This window comes from Streptomyces sp. NPDC056373 (genome assembly GCF_042262425.1).
GTDB lineage: Bacteria > Actinomycetota > Actinomycetes > Streptomycetales > Streptomycetaceae > Streptomyces.
In genome coordinates this window covers 416,557-438,152 of record NZ_JBHJPX010000008.1, presented here as the reverse complement: position 1 = coordinate 438,152, position 21,596 = coordinate 416,557, and the positions used below count along the sequence as shown (strand labels likewise).

General features: G+C 72.2%; 18 protein-coding genes and 3 pseudogenes. 14 read left to right on the top strand and 7 right to left on the bottom strand.

The features are described from left to right. Positions 1-104, top strand: a pseudogene (locus ACFCXS_RS19730) (hypothetical protein); the annotation flags it as partial. Here ACFCXS_RS19730 and ACFCXS_RS19725 read toward each other — a convergent pair. Beyond that, positions 86-2,085, bottom strand: a pseudogene (locus tag ACFCXS_RS19725) (flavin monoamine oxidase family protein). The pseudogenes ACFCXS_RS19730 and ACFCXS_RS19725 overlap by 19 nt on opposite strands. Before the next feature lie 287 nt (positions 2,086-2,372). Between ACFCXS_RS19725 and ACFCXS_RS19720 the strand changes: the two are divergent. The 3 genes from ACFCXS_RS19720 to ACFCXS_RS19710 all read left to right on the top strand — a co-directional run bounded on the left by ACFCXS_RS19720 (position 2,373) and on the right by ACFCXS_RS19710 (position 5,164). Beyond that, the gene (locus tag ACFCXS_RS19720; protein WP_376644620.1) at positions 2,373-4,271 is read left to right on the top strand and encodes an NAD-binding lipoprotein; all 1,899 of its coding nucleotides are present in this window, start codon (positions 2,373-2,375) and stop codon (positions 4,269-4,271) included. A 142-nt stretch (positions 4,272-4,413) separates the two neighbouring features. Next, positions 4,414-4,584, top strand: coding sequence for a DUF5670 family protein (locus ACFCXS_RS19715; RefSeq protein ID WP_104785264.1), 171 nt, complete (start codon positions 4,414-4,416; stop codon positions 4,582-4,584). Between the two features lie 88 nt (positions 4,585-4,672). Further along, positions 4,673-5,164: a hemerythrin domain-containing protein gene (locus ACFCXS_RS19710; protein WP_376644619.1), complete on the top strand. Its 492-nt coding sequence runs from the start codon at positions 4,673-4,675 to the stop codon at positions 5,162-5,164. 139 nt (positions 5,165-5,303) lie between these two features. On the opposite strand, the pseudogene ACFCXS_RS19705 reads toward ACFCXS_RS19710, so the two are convergent. Both ACFCXS_RS19705 and ACFCXS_RS19700 read right to left on the bottom strand, forming a co-directional pair. Then, positions 5,304-5,402: pseudogene (locus ACFCXS_RS19705) on the bottom strand (DUF4436 family protein); the annotation flags it as partial. A 64-nt stretch (positions 5,403-5,466) separates the two neighbouring features. Continuing rightward, a complete protein-coding gene (locus tag ACFCXS_RS19700) occupies positions 5,467-7,020 on the bottom strand; it encodes an alpha/beta hydrolase (protein ID WP_376644618.1) in 1,554 nt (517 codons plus the stop codon). Positions 7,021-7,361: 341 nt separating this feature from the next. Between ACFCXS_RS19700 and ACFCXS_RS19695 the strand changes: the two genes are divergently transcribed. The 8 genes from ACFCXS_RS19695 (at position 7,362) to ACFCXS_RS19660 (ending at position 14,495) form a co-directional block, all read left to right on the top strand. Beyond that, positions 7,362-8,486, top strand: a complete 1,125-nt coding sequence (locus ACFCXS_RS19695) for a Gfo/Idh/MocA family protein (protein ID WP_376644617.1) — start codon at positions 7,362-7,364, stop codon at positions 8,484-8,486. Then, entirely contained in the window at positions 8,483-9,406 is a 924-nt protein-coding gene (locus tag ACFCXS_RS19690) for a PmoA family protein (RefSeq protein WP_376644616.1), read from the top strand. The genes ACFCXS_RS19695 and ACFCXS_RS19690 overlap by 4 nt, the downstream gene beginning before the upstream one ends. Next, positions 9,400-10,164, top strand: a complete 765-nt coding sequence (locus ACFCXS_RS19685; RefSeq protein ID WP_376644615.1) for a cupin — start codon at positions 9,400-9,402, stop codon at positions 10,162-10,164. The genes ACFCXS_RS19690 and ACFCXS_RS19685 overlap by 7 nt, the downstream gene beginning before the upstream one ends. A gap of 87 nt (positions 10,165-10,251) precedes the next feature. After that, positions 10,252-11,535 carry an ABC transporter substrate-binding protein gene (locus ACFCXS_RS19680; protein WP_376644614.1) on the top strand — a complete coding sequence of 428 codons (1,284 nt, stop codon included), beginning with the start codon at positions 10,252-10,254 and terminating at the stop codon, positions 11,533-11,535. Next, positions 11,532-12,470 carry a carbohydrate ABC transporter permease gene (locus tag ACFCXS_RS19675; RefSeq protein ID WP_376644613.1) on the top strand — a complete coding sequence of 313 codons (939 nt, stop codon included), beginning with the start codon at positions 11,532-11,534 and terminating at the stop codon, positions 12,468-12,470. The genes ACFCXS_RS19680 and ACFCXS_RS19675 overlap by 4 nt, the downstream gene beginning before the upstream one ends. Then, complete coding sequence (locus ACFCXS_RS19670) at positions 12,467-13,327, top strand: carbohydrate ABC transporter permease (protein ID WP_376644612.1); 861 nt, start codon at positions 12,467-12,469, stop codon at positions 13,325-13,327. The genes ACFCXS_RS19675 and ACFCXS_RS19670 overlap by 4 nt, the downstream gene beginning before the upstream one ends. Before the next feature lie 5 nt (positions 13,328-13,332). Then, on the top strand, positions 13,333-13,932 hold the full coding sequence (locus tag ACFCXS_RS19665) for a hypothetical protein (RefSeq protein ID WP_376644611.1): 600 nt from the start codon (positions 13,333-13,335) through the stop codon (positions 13,930-13,932). Between the two features lie 110 nt (positions 13,933-14,042). Next, the gene (locus tag ACFCXS_RS19660) at positions 14,043-14,495 is read left to right on the top strand and encodes a phospholipase (protein WP_376644610.1); all 453 of its coding nucleotides are present in this window, start codon (positions 14,043-14,045) and stop codon (positions 14,493-14,495) included. A gap of 64 nt (positions 14,496-14,559) precedes the next feature. On the opposite strand, the gene ACFCXS_RS19655 is transcribed toward ACFCXS_RS19660, so the two are convergent. Beyond that, positions 14,560-15,261, bottom strand: a complete 702-nt coding sequence (locus tag ACFCXS_RS19655) for a phosphatase PAP2 family protein (RefSeq protein WP_376644609.1) — start codon at positions 15,259-15,261, stop codon at positions 14,560-14,562. A gap of 136 nt (positions 15,262-15,397) precedes the next feature. Between ACFCXS_RS19655 and ACFCXS_RS19650 the strand changes: the two genes are divergently transcribed. After that, a complete protein-coding gene (locus tag ACFCXS_RS19650; RefSeq protein WP_376644608.1) occupies positions 15,398-16,054 on the top strand; it encodes a class I SAM-dependent methyltransferase in 657 nt (218 codons plus the stop codon). Between the two features lie 12 nt (positions 16,055-16,066). On the opposite strand, the gene ACFCXS_RS19645 is transcribed toward ACFCXS_RS19650, so the two are convergent. Continuing rightward, complete coding sequence (locus ACFCXS_RS19645; RefSeq protein ID WP_376644607.1) at positions 16,067-18,316, bottom strand: heavy metal translocating P-type ATPase; 2,250 nt, start codon at positions 18,314-18,316, stop codon at positions 16,067-16,069. A 3-nt stretch (positions 18,317-18,319) separates the two neighbouring features. Next, the gene (locus ACFCXS_RS19640; RefSeq protein WP_376644606.1) at positions 18,320-18,532 is read right to left on the bottom strand and encodes a heavy-metal-associated domain-containing protein; all 213 of its coding nucleotides are present in this window, start codon (positions 18,530-18,532) and stop codon (positions 18,320-18,322) included. Between the two features lie 199 nt (positions 18,533-18,731). Here ACFCXS_RS19640 and ACFCXS_RS19635 point away from each other — a divergent pair, with 199 nt between their 5' ends. Beyond that, positions 18,732-19,688, top strand: a complete 957-nt coding sequence (locus ACFCXS_RS19635) for a hypothetical protein (protein ID WP_376644605.1) — start codon at positions 18,732-18,734, stop codon at positions 19,686-19,688. Between the two features lie 3 nt (positions 19,689-19,691). Here the strand turns inward: ACFCXS_RS19635 and ACFCXS_RS19630 are convergent, their stop codons facing one another. Beyond that, the gene (locus tag ACFCXS_RS19630; RefSeq protein WP_376644604.1) at positions 19,692-21,527 is read right to left on the bottom strand and encodes a glycoside hydrolase family 15 protein; all 1,836 of its coding nucleotides are present in this window, start codon (positions 21,525-21,527) and stop codon (positions 19,692-19,694) included. Between the last annotated feature and the right edge of the window lie 69 nt (positions 21,528-21,596).

The following is a 21,596-nucleotide window of genomic DNA, read 5'->3' as shown; positions in this document are numbered from 1 at the left end:
TCGCCGCCCTCGTCGCCGTCCTGGTCGGCCTGGTCGCCTCCTGCGTGCAGATCTACTCGACGGGCTATCTGCGCGACGACCCGCGCTACCCCTCCAGGGCGGCCCGCACGGCCGACTCCAGGGCGCCCTCGATCCACGCCGGTTTGACCGACGTGTGGTCACCGGCGAAGTGCAGCGGCCCCTCACGCCCGGGGATGACCGGCAGCAGCTCCGTGTGCTGCCCGGGCAGCAGCACCGACGCCTCCCCGTAGGCGTACGGGTCGCGCAGCCAGCTCTGGGTACGCCCCGCGCCGGTGTAGAACACCTCGACGCGCCGGCCGTAGACCTGCTGCAGACCGCACAGCGCGTGCGGATACCGCGCCTCGTCGTTCAGGGAGTCCCAGCGCAGGGCGTCGTCGGCCCAGCTGTAGGACGCCAGGACCACACCTCCCGGGCTGCCCGGGACCGGGTGGGACGGGTTGAACATGAAGCGGTTGGCGTTGTCCGACACCGAGCCACCGCCCACGACACCGGCGGCCTCCGGCTGGTCGCGGCCGATCGCGCGGTTCGCGGCGTAGTGGGTGCGCTGAGCCTGCGTGATGTGCCCGCCGGGCACCGAGGGGTGCGCGCCGAGGAGGCTGCCGTCCGCGGGGGCCTTGCCGGTGCGGTAGGCGTCGTACAGGCCCGGCTTCACGGCGTTCAGCTCGCGCTTCCAGTCGTCCTCGTCGAACTCCCACCAGCGGCGGCTGAACTCGAGCAGCACCTTGGTCGCGCTGTCGTAGTGCAGCTCGCAGACCGCGCGCCGCTTGCGGTAGGACAGGGGCGGGTCGATCTGCACATGGCGCAGCCCGGAGAACGGCACCGTGACCACGGCGACGTCGGCGGTGAACTGCTCCCGGACGACCGGGCCGTCGCGCCCCTCGGACACGGTGTCCACCCACACGTGCGGGCCCTTGCTCCGCACCTGCCCGCCGTCCGGGGACGGCCGGTCGGGGTGGTGGTACTGGATGCGTGTCACCCGGCGGTCGAACCGCACCTCCTTGCGCACCCGTTCGAGCAGGGCGTCCGGCAGCACGGCCGTGCCGCCCTCCAGCTCGTAGAAGGGCGTGTCGGGGCTGATGAGGGAGGAGCCGATGAAGCTGTGGATGAAGGACAGCGGGAGGCGCGAGGTGAGGTTCTCCAGGGTGCCGATCAGGTCGACGGTCCGTTCGTCGAGCCCGGCGTGCTCGGTGAGGAAGCGGAACATCGACCAGTCGCCGAACCGCTTCACCACCCGCGCCCAGCCCCGCAGCCGCTCCGGCAGCGGTTTGTCGACCCGCTTGCCGTCCGGGCCGACGTGGCTGAACTCGTCGCGTACGGGTCCAGCGCGGCCCGCAGGATCGCCGCGGCGGGGGTGTCCCAGTGGGCCTTCGGGACGCCGAAGGACCGGTTCACGCGCCGGGGGGAGCGGGCGTAGTCGGCGCGCCGTACGCGGATGCCGTTGACGTGGATCCAGGTGCGCGCGGCGGGACGTCCCTCCTCGTCGACGTCGACGTAGTGGAAGCGCCGTTTCTTCAGGTCGAACCGGTCGATGAGTTCCATCACCAGCGGATGGCTGCCGGGAATGCGCATCGCGCCCGCCTCGGCGTACTGGCGGGGGTCCGCGAAGGGCTGCCCGGCGCCTTCGTGGCCGCCCTTGCGGAAGGTCTTGATGCGGCCGCCCGCCCGGTTGCCGTTGGCCTCCAGGACCGTCACCCGGTGGCCTGCCTCCTTCAGCAGCCAGGCGGTCACCAGCCCGGACGGACCGGCGCCGATGACGAGGACGTCCTTGGGGCGGGTGCGTCGAGCCGGCAGCCCGTCTTTGAGGACGCGCACGTAGCGCGGGACGAGGGGGCGGTCGTCGGAGTCCAGGACGAGCAGGGCACGGGCGACGGCGAGGCATCGGTCGGAGTCCGCGCCGCGGCCGGCGCCGGGAACGGCCGGGGCGAGCGGCGCGGCCGGCGCGGGCAGGGCTGTGGCGGTACCGCCGGCCAGGGCCGTCGCCACGGTGGCCGTGCCGGCCACCGCCGCGAACTCCCGCCGGGAGAAACCACCGTCGGAGGTCACCACCGCGTGATCATCAGTCATGGCGATCTTTGTAACGGCGGCTGCGACGGGCCGCCGCCGTTCGCCCGGGCGTTGCCCCTAAGGAGCGAATCAGGGCGAAAACCCTCACGTCACGGCGGTTCGCCGCCCACGACGTGCCCGGCGAACCCGAACGAATGAATGCGCGGCGAACCGCGTCCGCCACCACGAACGAGCCCCCACACTGCGACTGCGTATCCACAACCGTGCTCTCCGGCCGTCCCGTCCGGCGCACCGCGCACGCGGCGCCGGCCGGCCGCGGGAGAGCCAGGGACGACGGAGGGGGAAGGGTGGCGCAGCGGCGCACTCCGTGGGGCGACCGGGCCCGGTACTGGTTCGCCAGCACGCTGGCGCGCGGTGCCTCGGCCCTGGTCGGCTGGATGGCCCTGCTGTGTCTGACCGTCGTCGTCCCGGCCAGCGCCCTGGTGGTGTGGACCGACCCGCACGCACCGCAGTCCCTGCCGGACCGGCTCGTGCAGGTGTGGCGCCTCACCGGTGAGACCCTGCGACTGGGCGGGGCGACCGGCACGCCGCTGCGCGTGACGATGTCGGTGCTGCTCGCCCTGGTGGCGCTGCTGTACGTCTCGACGCTGGTCGGCCTGATCACGACGGCGCTCACGGAACGGCTCACCGCGCTGCGGCGCGGCCGGTCGACCGTGCTCGAACACGGGCACGTCGTGGTCCTGGGCTGGTCGGAGCAGGTGTTCACGGTCGTCGGCGAGCTGGTGGCCGCCAATGCCAACCAGCGGCGCGCGGCGGTGGCGGTGCTGGCGGACCGCGACAAGACCGCGATGGAGGAGGCCCTCGCCACGAAGGTGGGCCCCGTCGGCCGGACGCGGCTGATCTGCCGCAGCGGCCCCACCACCGACCCGACCGTGCTCACCCTGACCAGTCCGGCGACGGCCGGTGTCGTGCTGGTCCTGCCCCGCGACGAGCCCGACGCCGATGCCGAGGTCGTCAAGACGCTGCTGGCGCTGCGGGCGGCCCTGGCCGGGGTGAAGAACCGGCCGCCCGTCGTCGCCGCCGTCCGGGACGACCGCTACCGGCTTGCGGCAGGCCTCGCCGCGGGCCCGGGCGGTGTCGTCCTGGAGAGCGACACCGTCACGGCCCGGCTGATCGTCCAGGCCGCCCGCCGCCCCGGTCTCTCCCTCGTCCACCAGGAACTCCTCGACTTCGCCGGCGACGAGTTCTACCTGGTCGCCGAGGAGTCCCTGACGGGCCGCCCGTTCGGCGACGCGCTGCTGTCCTATCCGACGTCCAGTGTCGTCGGGCTGGTGCGTGGCGACACCCCGCTGCTCAACCCGCCGCCGCAGACGACCGTCACCGCGGACGATCTGCTCATCGTCATCTCCCGCGACGACGACACCGCCTGGCCGGGGGAGTGCGGGCAGTGGGTCGAGAAGGCGGCGATGGCCTCCGGGCCCGCGACGCCCGCGCGGCCGGAGCGGGTCCTGCTGCTCGGCTGGAACCGCCGGGCGCCGCTCATGGTCGAGCAGTTGCGCCGCCGTGCCCGCTCCGGGTCGGTCGTCGACGTGGTGGCGGACGGCGGTGAAGCGACGGTCCGGCAGGTGCGTGAGTCCCGGGCGCCCGACGGCACCGGCCTGACCCTCACCCTCCACCCGGGGGACGTCACCCGCCCCGAGACCCTCCGGCGTCTGGACGTGCACTCCTACGACAGCGTGATCGTCGTGGGCGAGGACCCCGCTCCGGGACAGCCCCCGGACCAACCCGACAACCGCACGCTCGTCACCCTGCTGTTGCTACGACAGCTGGAGGAGGACTCCGGGCGGGAACTCCCCGTCGTCACCGAGCTGGTGGACGACCGCAACCGGGCGCTCGCACCCCTCGGGCCCGGAGCCGACGTGATCATCAGCGGTAAGCTCATCGGGTTGCTCATGGCGCAGATCTCCCAGAACCGGCAGCTCGCGGCGGTCTTCGAGGAGCTGTTCTCCGCCGACGGCACCGGCATCCGCCTGAGGCCGGCCGGCGACTACGTGCTGCCCGGGTGCGAGACGGCCTTCGCCACCGTGGTGGCCGCGGCACGCGGGCGCGGCGAATGCGCCATCGGCTACCGGAGCCACGACGACGCCTCCACGAGTCCGGGCTACGGCGTGCGGGTCAATCCGCCCAAGTCCGAGCGCCGCCGTTGGACGCCCGCCGACGAGGTGATCGTCGTGAGCACGGACTGAGCTCGGACTTCACGCTGAACCGCTCCCGGTGGCCCGCCCGGCACAAGCGATTCACATGCCCGTGATCCCTGTGAAGAAACACGAAATTCGACTGTGTGTTCGCCTTTGTGCAGGGCACCTGAGGGAGCGGAGGTTGATGACTATGGTTCCCCTGCTTCTCGTCCTGCTGCTGGCCCTGGTCCTGTTCGGTGCGGGCTTCGCACTGAAGGCCCTGTGGTGGATCGCGGTGATCGTGCTGGTCCTGTGGCTGCTCGGCTTCGTGGTGCGTACCGCGGACAGCGGTGGCCGCAAGGGCCGCTGGTACCGCTGGTAGACGGCAGCCCGCCGGCGGCGAACAAATCGTCAGGAATGGGGTAGACGAAAGTGACCCGAAGCTCTCCCAGGAAAGGCGTTCCATTTCCATGGCCGACACGAAAGACGTCGTAGAACTCATCCTTCAGGATCACCGGCGCATGGAGGACCTCTTCCGCCGGATGCGGAGCGTCGAGGACGACCGTGCGGGAGCCCTGAGGGAGTTCGCGGACCTGCTGATCGCGCATGCGCAGGCCGAGGAGGCCAAGGTCTATCCGGCGCTCAAGCGTTACAAGAACATCGATGACGAAGAGGTCGAGCACGGCGAGCACGAGCACGACGAGGGCAACGAGGCCCTCCTGGGGCTCCTCCAGGTCGAGGAGGTCGGCTCCGAGGAGTGGGACTCGAAGCTCGAGGAGCTGGTCGAGGCCGTCACCCACCACGCCGACGAGGAGGAGCGCACCATCCTCAACGGCGCCCGGGAGAACGTGGCGATGGAGCGGCGCGAGGAACTCGGTCTGGCGTTCTGGCAGGAGCGCGAGCGCCAGTTGAAGGCCGGGTGCGGTTCCTTGGAGAACGTGCGCAAGATCGTCGAGTCCTGACCCGGCCACGCCGGCCCTGATGGTCACCGCCCCGCGGGCGGTGACCATCAGGGCCTCTTGCCGTCCCGGTGCGGACAGTGCGGTGGCGGTCCCGGGCGGGGCGGTCGTCACCCGTGCGCACGGCGGTGCGGATTCCGGTGGTGACCGAGACGATCAGGCACACGGCGATGACGGTCTCGGCCCAGAAGAAGGCGAACCAGTCCATCACGCAGCCGATCGGCGGTGTGCCGGGGGCGGTGCTGCGGAACGCTGTGCGGCGCCCGCAGGGCGCCGCACGGCAGGCGCCGCTTGCGCATCAGACCCTAGCCCGCCGATCCTCCCGCGCGCGCCGTGCAGCCGATGTCCCGCGCCGGCAGACGCCCCGTCGCGAGGTAGGCGTTGACCGCGCCGTCGGCGCAGGCCGACCCGTAGACGCCGTACACCGCGTGCTGGTCGGCCCCCTTCAGGGTGACCAGGCGCGAGGAGGGCCACATCGCGCGCACGGCCCGGGCGCCTTCGTGTGAGGTGCGCGGGTCTCCGGTGGCGCTCACCAGCAGCGCCGGCACATCGCTCCGGACCCTGGTCGGAGGCTCACGGGGCGGGTCCCAGAACGTGCAGGGGTTGAGGTTGTTCGTGACGGGGGCGAACAGCGGGTCCTCGGCGCGGGAGCGCTGGACGTCGCGCCAGTAGACGTCGGGGTCACGCGGCGCGGCGTTGTCGCCGCACACGATCGCCGTCTGCGCGCTGCCGTAGGGGGAGTCGGTGCCCGTGAGTACGAACTCGAGCACCCCGGCGAGCCACGGGGACGGTGTCACCCGCTGTCCCCGTGACGCCCGCAGCATGTCCCGCACGCCCTGCGCGAAGTCTCCGTAGGCGGCGTCGTTGTGCTGCGAGAGGCCGTTGAGGACGACGATCGGCATCACGTGCCCGTCGAGCCGGTGGTCGCCGAGCCGCAGCGGAGTGCGGGCGGCGGCGGCCCGGACGCGTTCCACCGTGGCCAGCACCTCGCCCCGCGTACGGCCCAGTCCGTAGGCCCCGTCGCGAGCGGCGGCCCAGGAGGCCCACCCGCCCAGGGCGTGCTGGTTGGCCGGCTCGACGCCCCGCCACAGCCGGGCGCTGTAGCGTGCCGGGTCGATCACACCGTCCAGGACGACCCGGTCGGTGCGGCCCGGGAACATCGAGGTGTACACCTCGCCGAGGTAGCTGCCGTAGGAGTAGCCCAGGTAGGAGATCTGCCGCTCGCCGAGGGCGGCCCTTATGACGTCCAAGTCGCGCGCGGTGTTGCGGGTGGTGGCGTGCGGGAGGGCGTCACCCGCGTGGGTGCGGCAGCGGTCGGCGAGGCTCTTCGAGAAGGCCGCCATGCGGTCGAAGCCGGCTCGGTCCTCACCGGCTCCGCGCCAGGCGGAGCCGGTCGGCCAGCGGCAGTCCAGTGGGGTGCTGCGGCCGATGTACCGGGGGTCGACGCCCACCACGTCGTACCGCGCGGCGACGTCCTTCATCGCCTTGCGCACCCATGGCGCGTCGCCGAGCGAGGGCCCGCCGGGCCCGCCGCCGTTGAGGAGCAGGGGGCCGACGCGGCGTTCGGTGTCGGTGGCGCGGATCCGGGAGATCGCGACGGTGAGGGTCCGGCCGCCGGGGTCGGAGTAGTCCACCGGTACGGTCACGTCGGCGCAGCGCGCGCCGGCCTGCTCCAGTTCCTTGCCGGTCGTGTCGTCGGCCCCGAGGACGCAGCTCTTCCAGGTCAGGTGCTGCCGGTGGTAGCGGGTGAGAGGGTCCGGGGCGGCTTCGGCGGTGGCGGGCAGCGCCGTGAAGGCGAGGAGGGCGGCCGTCGCGGCGAGGACGGCACGTCTCGCGGTTCCCGTGGAACGGGGTAACACGTGAGTGTCCTTTCTGTCGCTGTCGCCCCCTCTTCCGGCATGGCAGGGGCATGCCGGAAGAGGGGTGCTGTGCGTCAGAACGCTAGGGTCGGTGCGCCGCGCGATCACTCCGGCTGACAGCCGGCTCCCGGTGGGGTCATCCCCACCGGCGAGAGGGGGGAATGCCTTTTCCATGGTGGGGGCGACATCCCGTATGTCCGTCCCGAGCTGGGACGATGCCTGGGCAGACCTTGTGCAGGTCGCTGCAGGGGGGTTGTCCAGACATTCTCTCGCGCCTAGGGTCCCTACCGAGTGCAAGCGCTTTCCAAGCGCTTGTCAGCCGGTTGTCCGAGGAGCACCGCATGTCCGTGACCCCAGGGTCTCCCGCCCGCCGCCGCGTGGCCGTCGTCGGCACCGGAGCCATCGTCAGCGGCAGTCACCTGCCCGCGCTCCGGGCCCACTCCGACCGGGTGGAACTGGTGGCCGCCGTCGATGTCGACCAGGAGCGTCTCGACGCCTTCCGCGAGCTGGCCGGTGAGCAGGTCGCCGGGTACACCTCGGTGGACGCGATGCTGGACGCCGTACGCCCCGACCTGGTCCTCATCGGGACGCCGCCCTCGCTGCACCGCGAGCAGACGGTGGCCGCGCTGAAGGCCGGCGCCTGGGTGCTGTGCGAGAAGCCGCTCACCCTGTCGCTCGCCGAGTACGACGAGATCGCCGCCGCCGAGGAGGCCTCCGGCGGGTACGCGTCGGTCGTGTTCCAGCACCGCTACGGATCCGGCGCCGTGCACGCCCGCGAGCTGATCACCAGCGGCGAGCTGGGAGCCCCGCTGGTGGCGCACTGCCAGACCACGTGGCACCGGGACGCGGCGTACTACGCGGTGCCCTGGCGCGGGAAGTGGGCCAGCGAGGGCGGTGGCCCGACCATGGGCCACGGCATCCACCAGTACGACCTGCTGCTGCACCTGCTCGGCGAGTGGGAGGAGATCAGCGCGATGGCCGCGCGGCTGGTCCACGACACCGAGAGCGAGGACGTGTCCACCGCCCTGGTGCGGTTCAGGAGCGGCGCCCTCGCCACCGTCGTCAACAGTGTGCTCTCCCCGGAAGAGGTGAGCCGCATCCGCATCGACTGCGCCGACGCCACGGTCGAACTCACCCACCTGTACGGCCACAGCAACGACAGCTGGTCCTACACCCCGGCCCCGCACGTCGCCTCCGAACGGGCCACCGCCTGGCGCACCCCCGCGAGCGACGTGCCCAGCTCGCACACCGCCCAGCTGGGCACACTCCTCGACGCCTACGACGCCGGCACCCGGCCGCCGGGCAGCGGCCACGACGCCCGCGCCACCCTGGAGTTCGCCGCCGCCCTGTACAAGGCGGCGTTCACCGGCCGCTCGGTGCACGCGGGAGAGATCGGCCCCGGCGACCCCTTCTACGAGGCCATGCACGGCGAGTACCCCGACTGGGCCCCCAAGGAGCGCGCATGACCATCCGCGTCACCCACACGCACGGCGAGGACATCGCCGTCACCGCAGGCGGCACGGAGATCCTCCGCTACGTCTACCGCCCCGACCCGGATCCCTTCGAGTCCCGCAAGCCCTACGCCCACCCCGTGCGCACCCTCTCGGGCCGCACCGTCACCGGCTACCGCCCGAACGACCACCGCTGGCACAAGGGCCTGCAGATGACCGCGAGCCATCTGTCCGGTCAGAACTTCTGGGGCGGCAACTGCTACGTCCACGGGCAGGGCTACCTCCGCCTGCCCGAGCGCGTCGGCTCGATGCGGCACGACGGCTTCGCGGACTTCACGGTCGCCGACGACCGCCTCGCCTTCACCGAGAACCTCACCTGGATCGAGAACGGCGGCGAGGAGTGGGCTCGTGAGGTGCGCGGACTGACCGTCCACTCGGTGGACGAGGAAGCCGGCTCCTGGGCCCTGGACTGGTCGATCCGCCTCACCAACACCCGCTCCGAGCCCCTGGCCTTCGGCTCCCCGACCACCGCGGGCCGTGAGATGGCCGGCTACACCGGACTCCAGTGGCGCGGCCCCCGCGACTTCACCGGCGGCACGGTCTTCGCCCCGGACACCGACGCCGACGCGGGCCAGCTGATGGGCACCCAGGGCCCCTGGCTCGCCTTCACCACCGAGCACGACGACGTCGACGGCCACTCGACCCTGGTGTTCGCGCACGCGCCCGAGAACCTCGACGCGACGTCCCCGATCCACGAGTCGCACTGGTTCGTCCGCTCCGAGCCCTTCCCGACCGTCGCCTTCTCCTGGGCGTTCTTCGAGGAGTTCGAACTGCCGCCGGGGGAGTCCTTCGGGTACCGGTACCGCCTCGTCGTCGCCGACGGCGCCTGGGACCGGGACCGGGTCGGCACCCACCTGAAGGGCCTGCCGTGGTGAGCGAACCCGAGCCGACGGCTCTTCCGCACCCGCTGCCCGGCGCGATCGGCCTCTCCCACCTGAGCGCCTATGACTGGGAGGCCGCCGACGGCGTCTGCGGCGGCAGCCCGCACCTGCACCTGGTGTGCACCGAGGCGTACGTCGTCACCGGCGGCCGGGGCGCGGTCCAGACACTGAGCCCGGACGGTTACCGGGAGATCCCCCTCGAAGCCGGCTCCCTCGCCTGGTTCACGCCGGGCACCGTGCACCGCATGGTGCAGGGCGGCGACCTGCGTATCACCGTGCTGATGCAGAACAGCGGCCTGCCCGAGGCCGGGGACGCCGTGTTCACCTTCCCGCCCGAGGTGCTCGCCGACCCGGAGAAGTACGCCGCGGCGGCCGCCCTGCCGCCCGGCACCGGACCGGAGACGGCCGCGGCCGCCCGGCGCCGCAGGGACCTCGCGGTCGAGGGGTACCTCGGGCTGCGCGAGGCTCTAGTCGCCGGCGACGACGGCCCGTTCCTGGAGTTCCAGAGCGCCGCGGCCCGGATCGTCCGCGACAAGGTTCCCACCTGGCAGAAGCTGTGGCGGGAGGGTGCCCTGGCCACCGCGGAACGCACCGGGGCCCAGCTCGACGCCCTGGCCGCCGGCGACCCCGGCCACCTCGGCGGGGCCACCGCCCACGAGGCCGCGCCCACCCGGCTCGGCGGCTTCGGCATGTGCGGCCGGCGCGACGAGTACACGCTGCCCGGCACCACGCTGCCGTACCAGGAGGAGTAGCAGCAGGGGACCTGGGGGGGCCTGGGGCGACCTGGGGGGCTCTGAGGGGGGCTCAACCGAAACTCCGTCGAGAGGAGTGACCTCGGCATGCCCGGACACAGGACAAAGGGGTTCTGCGCGTCGGCCGCCGCACTGGCATTGTGTGCGGTGCTGGCGGGCTGCGGAGGATCCGGCGAGTCCGCAGGCGGCGGCAAGGTCGTGCTGCGCTACACGTGGTGGGGCAACCCCGACCGCGCGGAACGCACCGAGAAGGCCGTCGCGCTGTTCGAGAAACAGCACCCGGACATCGACGTGGCGACGTCGTTCTCCGGCTACGACGCCTACAAGCAGAAGCTCGCCACCCAGGCCGCCGGTGGTGACGCCCCGGACGTGATGCAGCTGGACTACCGCCAGATCGACCAGTACGCCTCCGGCGGGGTCCTGCTCGACCTGGCGAAACAGAAGTCCACCCTGCGCACCTCCGAGATCGACCCGGGCCTGCTCGCCACCGGCCGTGTCGACGACGTCCAGTACGCGATCCCGCAGGGCCGCGGCACCGAGACCGTCGCCTACGACGTCCGGACGTGGAAGAAGTCGGGCGTCCCGCTGCCCGGCGAGAGCTGGACCTGGAGCGAGTGGGCCGACACCATGCGGGCCCTCGCGAAGAAGACCGGCAAGCCCGGGGCGACCGACCCCGGCCAGAGCGAGGACGCCTTCGAGGTCTGGCTGCGCGGGCGGGGCAAGGCCCTCTACACCGAGGACGGCCGACTGGGCTTCACCGCCGGCGACCTCACACGCTGGTGGACCTTCACCGACCGGCTGCGCCGCGAGGGCGCCGTCTCACCCGCCGAGCAGACCACCCAGCTCGACGGATCCGTCGAGAACACCCCGCTGGGGCGCGGCACGTCCGTCACCGACGCCAACTGGGACGCCCCGGCCAGCGGCTTCGCCGCCCTCGTCGAGGGCGGTGTCGCCCTCGCCCCGATGCCGTCCGGCGAGGACGGCACGCCCGGCCAGTACTTCAAGCCGTCCATGTTCGTGGGCGTCTCGGCCGAGACCGGCCACCCCGAGGCGGCCGCGCGGCTCGTCGACTTCCTGATCAACGACCGGCAGGCCGCGGAGATCCTCGGCGCGAGCCGCGGCATCCCCGTCAACGAGACGATCCGCGACGAGACCGGCCCGCAGCTCAAGGACTTCGACAAGACCATCGCCGGCTTCCAGGCCTCCCTGGAGGGCAGGCTCAAGGATCCGCCCCAGGCGCCGCCCGCCGGCGACAACGCCCTGCAGAGCACCTTCCAGCGCGACTACGACCAGGTGTCCTACGCACGCATGTCGCCCCGCGAGGCGGCCGAGAACTACGTCACCGAGGCGAAGGCGGAGCTGAGGCCATGACCACCACCGCGATCCCCGCGGAGGCGAGGCGCGCCCCCGCCGCCGCACCGAGGCGCCGCCCCAAGCGCGAACGCGAGGGCGCCGCCTGGGTGTTCCTCTCGCCCTGGGTGCTCGGCGCGATCGTCCTGACGCTGTTGCCGATGGCCGTGTCGCTGTACCTGTCGTTCACCGACTACGACCTGTTCAGCCCGCCGAAGTGGGTCGGTCTGCGCAACTACGTGCAGATGTTCACCGAGGACCCCCGCTACTGGCGTTCGGTCGCGACGACCCTGACGTACGTCGTCGTCGCCGTGCCCCTGCAACTCGCCCTCGCCCTGGTCGTCGCGCTCGCCCTGAAGGGCATGAAGCGCGGCAAGGGCTTCTACCGCTCCGCGTTCTACGCCCCCTCCCTGCTCGGTGCGTCGATGTCCGTCGCGCTCGTCTGGCGGGCGGTCTTCAACGACGGCGGCACCGTGGACAACCTGCTGGGCACCGGCGGCTGGGTGAACAAGCCCGGCTGGTCGCTGCTGGCCGTGGCCCTGCTGACGGTGTGGCAGTTCGGCGCGCCGATGGTCATCTTCCTCGCCGGCCTCCAGCAGATCCCCGCCGAGCTGTACGAGGCGGCGGCCGTCGACGGAGCCGGGAAGTGGCGGCAGTTCCTGTCCGTCACCGTGCCGATGCTGTCACCGGTGCTCTTCTTCAACCTGGTCCTGCAGACCATCCAGGCCTTCCAGGTGTTCACGCCCGCCTTCGCGGTCAGCGCCGGCAAGGGCGGACCGGCCGACTCGACGCTCGTCTACACCATGTACCTCTACGACCGGGGCTTCGTCGCCTCCCACATGGGCTACGCCTCCGCCATGGCCTGGGTGCTGCTCCTCGTGATCGGCGTCGTCACGGCGGTGCTGTTCCGTACCTCACGCTCCTGGGTCTTCTACGCTTCCGAGGGGGACCGGTGACCTCGACGACCGCCGTCCACAAGCCCGTTCGATGGCGCCGTGCCGCCGTACACGTCGGCTGCCTGGCCGCCCTGCTGGTCATGCTGTACCCGCTGGCCTGGCTGCTGGCCACCTCGCTCAAGCCCGCCGACGAGGTCATCGCCAGTCTCGACCTGCTGCCCAGCCACCTGGAGTGGTCCAACTACGCCACCGCCCTCGACGGCGTCAACGACGTCTCCATCTGGCGGCTGCTCGGCAACTCCCTGCTGATCGCGGGCGGCGCGGTCCTCGGCAACGTCATCAGCTGCTCGCTCGCCGCCTACGCCTTCGCGCGGCTGAGGTTCCGCTTCCGCGGGCCGCTGTTCGCCTTCATGATCGCCACGATCATGCTGCCGCACCACGCGGTGCTGATCCCGCAGTACATCATCTTCAACCAGCTCGGCCTGGTGAACACCTACTGGCCGCTGATCCTGCCGAAGTTCCTCGCCACCGAGGCGTTCTTCGTCTTCCTCATCGTGCAGTTCATGCGCAGTCTGCCGCGCGAGCTGGAGGAGGCGGCCCGGATCGACGGTTGCGGGCCCTTCCGGAGCTTCTTCCAGGTCGTGCTGCCGCTCACCCGGCCGGCCCTGATCACCACCGCCATCTTCACGTTCATCTGGACCTGGAACGACTTCTTCACCCAGCTCATCTACCTCTTCGACCCGGAGAAGTTCACCCTCACGCTCGCGCTGCGCTCCTTCGTGGACGCCTCCAGCACCTCCGCCTTCGGCCCGATGTTCGCCCTGTCGGTGATCGCGCTGCTGCCGATCGTGCTGTTCTTCCTCGCCTTCCAGCGGTTCCTGGTGGAGGGCATGGCCAGCTCCGGACTGAAGGGGTGAGGGACATGGCCGCCAGGGACCCGGGCGAGGTGTTCGGCCCGCGCATGACCCTGTTCGCCGACGTGCTGAGCGTCGGACTGGCCACGGCGGCGGCCTGCCTGCCCCTGGTCACCCTCCCGGCCGCGCTGTCGACGGCGTGCGCCGTGCTGCGGGGAGCGGGAGTGGGCCGACCCGTCACGGCGGGGCGGTACTTCGCCCTGCTGCGGCGGCGGTTGCGCGCCGGTGACCTGGTGGCGGGGGCAGTTGCCCTGGCGGCTCTGCTGGTGTTCGCCGCCGATGTGGCGCTGGCCGGGGCCGGACTGCCGGGAGCGCCGCTGTTCGTGGTGCCGGCCGCGGTGATCGGCACGGGCGCGGTGGTGGTCGGCCTGCGCGCCTGCGGGCGCCCCGAGTCGCTCACCGACTGGCGGGCCGCGGTGCGCGCGGCAGGCCGGGACGCCGTGGCGGACGTGGGCGGCAGCGGCCTGGTCCTGCTCGCCGTGGCGACGGCGGCGCTGTGCGCCTGGATGCTGCTGCCACTGGCCTTCCTCGTCCCCGGACCGCTGGCCCTGGCGCTGACTGCCGTCGACGTGCGCCGGTCCGCTGCCGTTCTCCTCCGACAGCCGTAAGTTCAGGGGCCATTGGGGCACGTCAGGTGTGAGCGAGGTGACGAGGTGGTCATTCTCTTGTCATGAACCTGCGACCCGATGGGCGGGTCGCAGTCTCATGGAGGTGTGGGATGCACCGCAGATTCGCAACCGGTCTTGCCGCCACTGCCCTGACCCTCGTCACCGTGGTCGGCGCCGCCACGAGCGCAAGCGCCGCTCCTGCCGACAAGCCCCAGGTGCTCGCCAACTGGACGCAGACCAGCGCGTCCGGCTACAGCACCTGGGCCGCCGCCCGGGCCGACCAGGCCACGTGGGCCGCGTACGCCTTCGACTGGTCGACCGACTACTGCTCCTCCTCGCCGGACAACCCGTTCGGCTTCCCCTTCTCGATGTCCTGCGCCCGCCACGACTTCGGCTACCGCAACTACAAGGCGGCGGGCACCTTCAGCGCCAACAAGTCCCGGCTCGACAGCGCCTTCTACGAGGACCTCAAGAGGGTCTGCGCGGCCTACAGCGGCGGCGCGAAGACCTCCTGCACCAGCACGGCCTGGACGTACTACCAGGCCGTGCGGGCCTTCGGCTGACGGTTCGTCACCGTGAGGGCGCCGGGCGGCGGGGTGGGCCCCCGCGCCCGGCCGACCCGCGGCTTTACCGGCGCGGGGCGCCGACGATGCTGATCCGCGGCCACGAACGGGCCGCGGTGAGCAGGGCCTGGGTCCTCGCCGAGGGGGTGGCCGCCGCTGCCGCCAGGGCCGCCGCCGCGCTCGCGATGCCGAGGACCGCGCCCGCCGCCACGTCGCCCGGGTAGTGCACGCCCGTGTGGACGCGGGAGTAGCCGACGGCGCTCGCCAGCGCGCCGAGGGGCACCGCCGCGGGCGGCAGGACCACGCCGACGGCGGTGGCGAAGGCGACCGCCGACGCCGTGTGCCCGGACGGGAACGAGGCGGAGGTCGGCATCTTCACGTGCCGGTCCACCGTGACCCGGGCCGCTTCCCGGTCCGGCCGCGCGCGGCGCACCAGGCGCTTGCCGAGCAGGTTGGCCGAGGCCGATGCCACGGCGATCGCGCCGACGCCGGCCAGGGCGGCCCTGCGCGGTCGCTTCCCGGCCAGGGACAGGGCGGCGGCGATGGCGAACGAGATCTTGGAGTGGTCGGCCGCGTGCGACAGGTGGCGCAGCGTCCGGTCCAGGGTCGGCGTGGGAGTGGCGGCCACCGCCGCGTACAGCGCGCCGTCCACGGCCCTGAGATCGCCGAACACGGCGCTCAGGAGCCGGCCGGGCCGACTCGCGAGGTCCCGGGTGTGCTGAAGCGGACGGGGGGCGTCCGCGTCTGTGGTCGTCGGATCGGTCATGTGCTTCTCCCCGCAGTGGCCTTCCCCAGCAAGGTACCGGCTCGCGCCCGGCGCACGCTCGGCGCCCCTGCGAGCCGGTACCCACCGAGTGCCCGGACGGCGGACGGCCACCCCGGTGATCCGCAACACTGAGCACATGCCCCTGCTGCCCCGCCGCACCCTGCGCGCCCTGGAGCGTTTCCACGCCGCCCGGCCCTGGGACCACAACGCCCACTTCCACCGCTGGATCCTGCGGCAGCTTCCGGAGCGGGTGGGCAGCGCCCTGGACGTGGGATGCGGCAGCGGCGACCTGGCCCGGCTGCTGACCGGCCGCGCCGCCCGTGTGCACGGGATCGACGCCGACCCGGCGATCACGGCGCGGGCACGGGAACTGACGCCGGTGGCGGCGCCGGTGACGTACACGGCGATCGACGCGCCGGCCGGCCTCGGCGACCGTTCGTACGACGTCATCACCTGCGTCGCCGTCCTGCATCATCTGCCCTTCCCCCAGGCCCTCCAGGACTTCCGCGACCATCTCGCCCCCGGTGGCACGCTGGTGATCGTCGGCCTGGCCCGGGAGCACACGCCCGTCGACCACCTGCTCGCCATCGCGTCGATCCCGCTCAACATCGTCATGGCGTTGCTGAAGAACCGGGGCCGCCCGGCGCCCCGCCCGGTCTCGATGACCGCCCCGACCCGCCCGGCGGACCTGACCTTCTCCGAGATCGCGCGCGGGGCCCGGGCCGTCCTCCCCGGTGTCCGGCTGCGTCGGCGCCTGTTCTGGCGCTACACGCTGGTGTGGCGGCGCCGCTGAGCCGTCGGGGCCTCAGCCGGCGGCCCGGAAGGTGCGCAGCCGCAGGGAGTTGCCGACCACGAAGACCGAGGAGAAGGCCATCGCAGCCCCGGCGATCATGGGGGTGAGCAGGCCGGCCGCGGCCAGTGGCAGGGCCGCCACGTTGTAGGCGAAGGCCCAGAACAGGTTCGAGCGGATCGTGGAGAGCGTGCGGCGGGCCAGCCGGACGGCGTCCGCCGCGGCCCGCAGATCGCCCCGGACGAGCGTCAGGTCGCCGGCCTCGATCGCGGCGTCCGTGCCGGTGCCCATGGCCAGACCGAGATCGGCCCGGGCGAGGGCCGCCGCGTCGTTGACACCGTCCCCGACCATCGCCACCGACCGGCCCTCGGCCTGCAACCGCTCGATCACGTCCACCTTGCCCTGCGGGAGCACCTCGGCGACGACCTCCTCGATGCCCACCTCGCGGGCGACGGACCGGGCCACCGCCTCGTTGTCGCCGGTCAGCAGGATCGGCGTGAGACCGAGAGCCCGCAGCCTGCCGACCGCCTCCGCGCTCGTGTCCTTCACCGCGTCGGCCACCTCCAGCACCGCACGCGCCTCGCCGTCCCACGCGACGGCGATGACCGTGCGCCCGGCGCCCTCGGCCGCGGCCCCGGCCCGGGCCAGGTCCTCGGGAAGCTCCATCGCCCAGTCGGCCAGCAGCCGCTTTCGTCCGACGAGCACCGCGTGGCCCTCGACCATGCCCTGCACACCGAGGCCGGGCACGTTGGCGAAGTCCTCCGGCGTGGGCAGCGCGCCCAGCTTCTCCAGCGCCCCGTTCGCGACGGCCCGGGCGATCGGGTGCTCGGAGGAGTGCTCCAGCGCCCCCGCCAGCCGCAGCACCTCGGCCTCGTCCGTGCCCTCGGCGGTGTGCACGGCCAGCAGCGTCATCCGGCCGGTGGTGACCGTGCCGGTCTTGTCGAGGACGACGGTGTCGACCCGGCGCGTGGACTCCAGGACCTCCGGGCCCTTGATGAGGATGCCGAGTTGGGCGCCCCGCCCGGTGCCCACCATCAGCGCGGTCGGCGTGGCGAGACCCAGGGCGCACGGGCACGCGATGACGAGGACGGCGACCGCCGCGGTGAACGCTGCCGTCAGCCCGACGCCGTTGCCCAGCCAGAAGCCCAGCGTGCCGAGCGCCAGGGCGATCACCACCGGCACGAACACCGCCGAGATCCGGTCCGCGAGCCGCTGCGCGGCGGCCTTGCCGTTCTGCGCGTCCTCCACCATCCGGGCCATCCGGGCCAGCTGGGTGTCGGCACCCACCCGCGCCGCACGGACGACGAGCCGCCCGCCGACGTTGACCGTGGCGCCGGTGACCGGGTCGCCCGCGCCCACCTCCACGGGGGCGGACTCGCCGGTGAGCGTCGAGGCGTCCACGGCGGAGGAACCCTCTTCGACCGTCCCGTCCGTCGCGATCTTCTCGCCGGGCCGGACGAGGAAGCGGTCTCCGGTCTTCAACTCCGTCACAGGAAGCGTCGTTTCCCGGCCGCCGTCGCGCAGCACCGTGACGTCCCTAGCGCCCAGCTCCAGCAGCGCCCGCAGCGCCGCGCCCGCCTTGCGCTTGGCGCGGGCCTCGAAGTACCGCCCGGCCAGGATGAAGGCGGTCACGCCCGCGGCGGCCTCCAGGTAGATGTTCCCGGCGCCGTCCGTGCGCTCCATGGTGAGCTCGAAGGGATGCGTCATGCCCGGCGTGCCCGCGGTACCGAAGAACAGCGCCCACAGCGACCACAGGAACGCGGCCGAGGTGCCCACCGAGATCAGGGTGTCCATGGTGGCAGCGCCGTGCCGCGCGTTGGTGAACGCCGCCCTGTGGAAGGGCCATGCCGCGTACGTCACGACGGGAGCGGCCAGGGTGAGCGACAGCCACTGCCAGTACTCGAACTGCAGCGCCGGGACCATCGCCATGGCCAGGACCGGAACCGACAGGACCACGGCCGTGATCAACCGCTCGCGCAGCGGACGCAGTTCGTCTGCCGCCACGCCCGGGTCGTCCCGCCCGGCGGGGGGAGACGGCTCCCGTGCGGTGTACCCGGTCGCCCTGACCGTGGCGATCAGATCACCGACGGAGACGTCACCGGAGTAGCCGACCTTCGCCTTCTGAGTCGCGTAGTTGACGGTCGCGGTGACCCCGTCCATGCGGTTGAGCTTCTTCTCGACGCGTGCCGCACAGGAGGCGCAGGTCATGCCGCCGATGGCGAGCTCGACCTCGGCGTCGGTGCCGGTCGTCGCAGCGGTGCTCATGGCTCAGACCCTCCCGGTCAGCTCGTAGCCGGCCTCGTCGACGACCTCCGCGAGCGCGGTGTCGTCCGGCTCGGCGGCACTGGTGACGGTGACCTGGCCGCCGCCGAGGTCGACCTCGACACCGAGGACACCGTCCAGGTCGCCGATGACCTCGGTCAGCGTGGTCCTGCAGTGGCCGCAGGACATTCCGGAGACGGCGTAGGTGGTGGCGGGCATCGGATGCTCCTCCGGGTGATCGGACAGATGCGGTGCATACGGGGCGGGGGTATCCCCTCGCTGTCGTCAGGTATACCCCTATAGGGTATTTGGCGCAAGCGTGAGAATGACTTGACTCGATACCCCCCAGGGGTATTGTGAAGTGCATGGAGGTCCCGCAATCGAGCGGGAGACCCGGCATCTCGAGGAGCCGACGGCCATGAACACCGGACTGAGGATCACCACCTTCGCCGCCGCACTGGCAGCGACCTTCGGCGCGGCCTACGGTGCCGGACAGGGCATCGGCCCCGTCGTCGCCGACAGCTCCCCGAAGCACGGGGACGAGCACACCCGGCCCACACCGGAGCAGGGGGAGGGCGGCCACGCCGGACACGGCACGCCTCCGGCCGGCGGACTGCAGATCTCCGAGGGCGGCTACACGCTCGACCTGGCAAGCCCGCGCGTCTCCGCGGGCAGGCCGGCCGACCTGCGTTTCACCGTCCGGGACACCGACGGGCGCGCGCTCACCGCCTACCAGCGCGAGCACGACAAGGAACTGCACCTCATCGTGGCCTCACGCGACCTGGTGACCTACCGCCACCTGCACCCCACCCGCGCCGCCGACGGCACCTGGAGCACCCCCGTGGACCTGCCCCGCGCGGGCGGCTACCGCGTCTTCGCCGACTTCACCCCGGCCGGGAAGGACACCCGGAACCTCACCCTCGGCGCGGACCTCGCCGCCTCCGGCCCGTACCGGGCCCGGCCCCTGCCGCCCGCGAACACCACGGACCAGGTCGGCGGCTACGAAGTGAAGCTGTCCGGCACCCCGCACCCGGGCAGGGCGAGCGAGCTGACACTGAGGGTCTCCCGTGACGGCAGGCCCGTCACCGACCTCCAGCCCTACCTCGGCGCCTACGGCCACCTGGTCGCGCTCCGCTCCGGCGACCTCGCCTACCTGCACGTCCACCCGAACGGCGAACCCGGCGACGGCACGACCGGGCCCGGCCCGGACATCTCCTTCACGGCCACGGCACCCAGCTCCGGCTCCTACCGCCTGTTCCTCGACTTCAAGCACGAGGGAAAGGTCCACACAGCGGCCTTCACCGTCCGCGCCGGGGGAGCGGCGGCCGGCTCCGATACCCCCGAGGGGCATGCGAACGGCGGTCACGGGCACTGAGGCTCAGCCGAGCGCCCGGTCCAGGTTGAAGGCCGCGCTGATCAGCGCGAGATGTGTGAACGCCTGCGGGAAATTGCCCTGCTGCTCCCCGGTGTGGCTGATCTCCTCGGCGAACAGGCCGAGATGGTTGGCGTACGTCAGCATCTTCTCGAAGGCGAGCCGCGCCTCGTCGATCCGGCCGGCGTGCACCATCGCCTCCACGTACCAGAACGAGCAGATGGAGAACGTACCCTCGTCGCCGCGCAGCCCGTCGGGGCTGGAGCGAGGGTCGTAGCGGTAGACCAGCGAGTCCGACACCAGCTCCTCGGTGAGCACGTCCAGCGTCGACAGCCACTTCGGATCGGTCGGGGCGATGAACTTCGTCAGCGGCATCATCAGCACCGCCGCGTCCAGCACGTCGCCGTCCTCGTGCTGGACGAAGGCCCCGCGCTCCTCGGACCAGCCCCGGCTCATGATCCGCCGGTAGATCGTGTCGCGGCACTCCCGCCAGCGCGGCAGGTCGGCGGGCAGTCCGCGCCGGTTGGCCATCCGGATGGCCCGCTCGATCGCCACCCAGCACATCAGCCGCGAGTAGAGGAAGTTCCTGCGCCCTCCCCGCGTCTCCCAGATCCCCTCGTCGGGCTGGTCCCAGTGCGCGCACACCCAGTCCACCAGCGCGCACACGTCGTCCCAGTGCCCGCTGGAGATGGGCTTGGCCCACTTGTCGTAGAGGTAGATCGAGTCGATCAGCGCGCCGTAGATGTCGAGCTGGAGCTGGTCGGCAGCGGCGTTGCCGACCCGTACCGGCGCCGAGCCGTGGTGCCCTTCCAGATGGCCGAGGGTGCGTTCGGGCAGCTCGGTGCGTCCGTCGATGCCGTACATGATCTGCAACGGGCCGGAGACCTTGCCGTCGCCCGGGCTGATGTGCCGGGTCACGAAGTCCATGAACGCCTCGGCCTCCCCGGTGAAGCCCAGCCGCAGCAGGGCGTAGACGCAGAACGCCGCGTCGCGCACCCAGACGTAGCGGTAGTCCCAGTTGCGTTCGCCGCCCAGCTCCTCGGGCAGGCTCGTCGTCGGCGCGGCCACGATGGCCCCGGTGGGCGCGTACGTGAGCAGCTTCAGCGTCAGGGCCGAGCGGTGCACCATCTCCCGCCAGCGGCCCTTGTACCGGGAGGCCGACAGCCAGCGCCGCCAGTACGCCACCGTCGCCGCGAACTGCTCCTCCGCCTCCGTGCGCGCACATCGGCGGGGCGTCACCTCGCCGCCGACCTTGTCCAGCGCGAAGACCGCCGTCTCGCCCTCGGAGAGCTTGAAGTCGCACCGCACGTCCGGCCCGTCCGCCTCCAGGGGTACGGTCGCGGTGAGCGCGAGCGTCATCCCCTCGGTCCCGAACACCGCGGTGTCGCCGGCAAGCCGCACGGTGTGCGGCAGGGAGCCGTAGTCGAAGCGGGGCGCCACCCGCGTACGGAACGGGATCGAGCCCCGTACGCACACCACCCGCCGGATCAGCCGGTGCCGCTCGGCCTCGGCCGGTCCGCCGCCCACCGGCATGAAGTCCTGCACCTCGCCGACCCCGTCCTCGGTGAAGAACCGGGTGATCAGGACGTTGGTGTCGGGGAAGTAGAACTGCTTGGTCCGGGCCGGCACCGACGCCGCCAGTTCGAAACAGCCACCGCGCTCGGCGTCGAGGATCGAGGCGAACACACTCGGCGCGTCGAAGGCCGTGCAGCAGTACCAGTCGATCGTGCCGTCGGTCCCCACCAGGGCCACACTGCGCAGATCACCGATCAGCCCGTGCTCCGCGATCGGCACATAGCGCCTGCCCCCCGGTATGCCCCGGTCCCGCGCGCCTTCACTCATGACGGCCTCCTGCCGGTAGGCGCCTCAGCCCCAGCCTAGAACCGCCGGGGTGAGGCCGCGCCGCCGGAC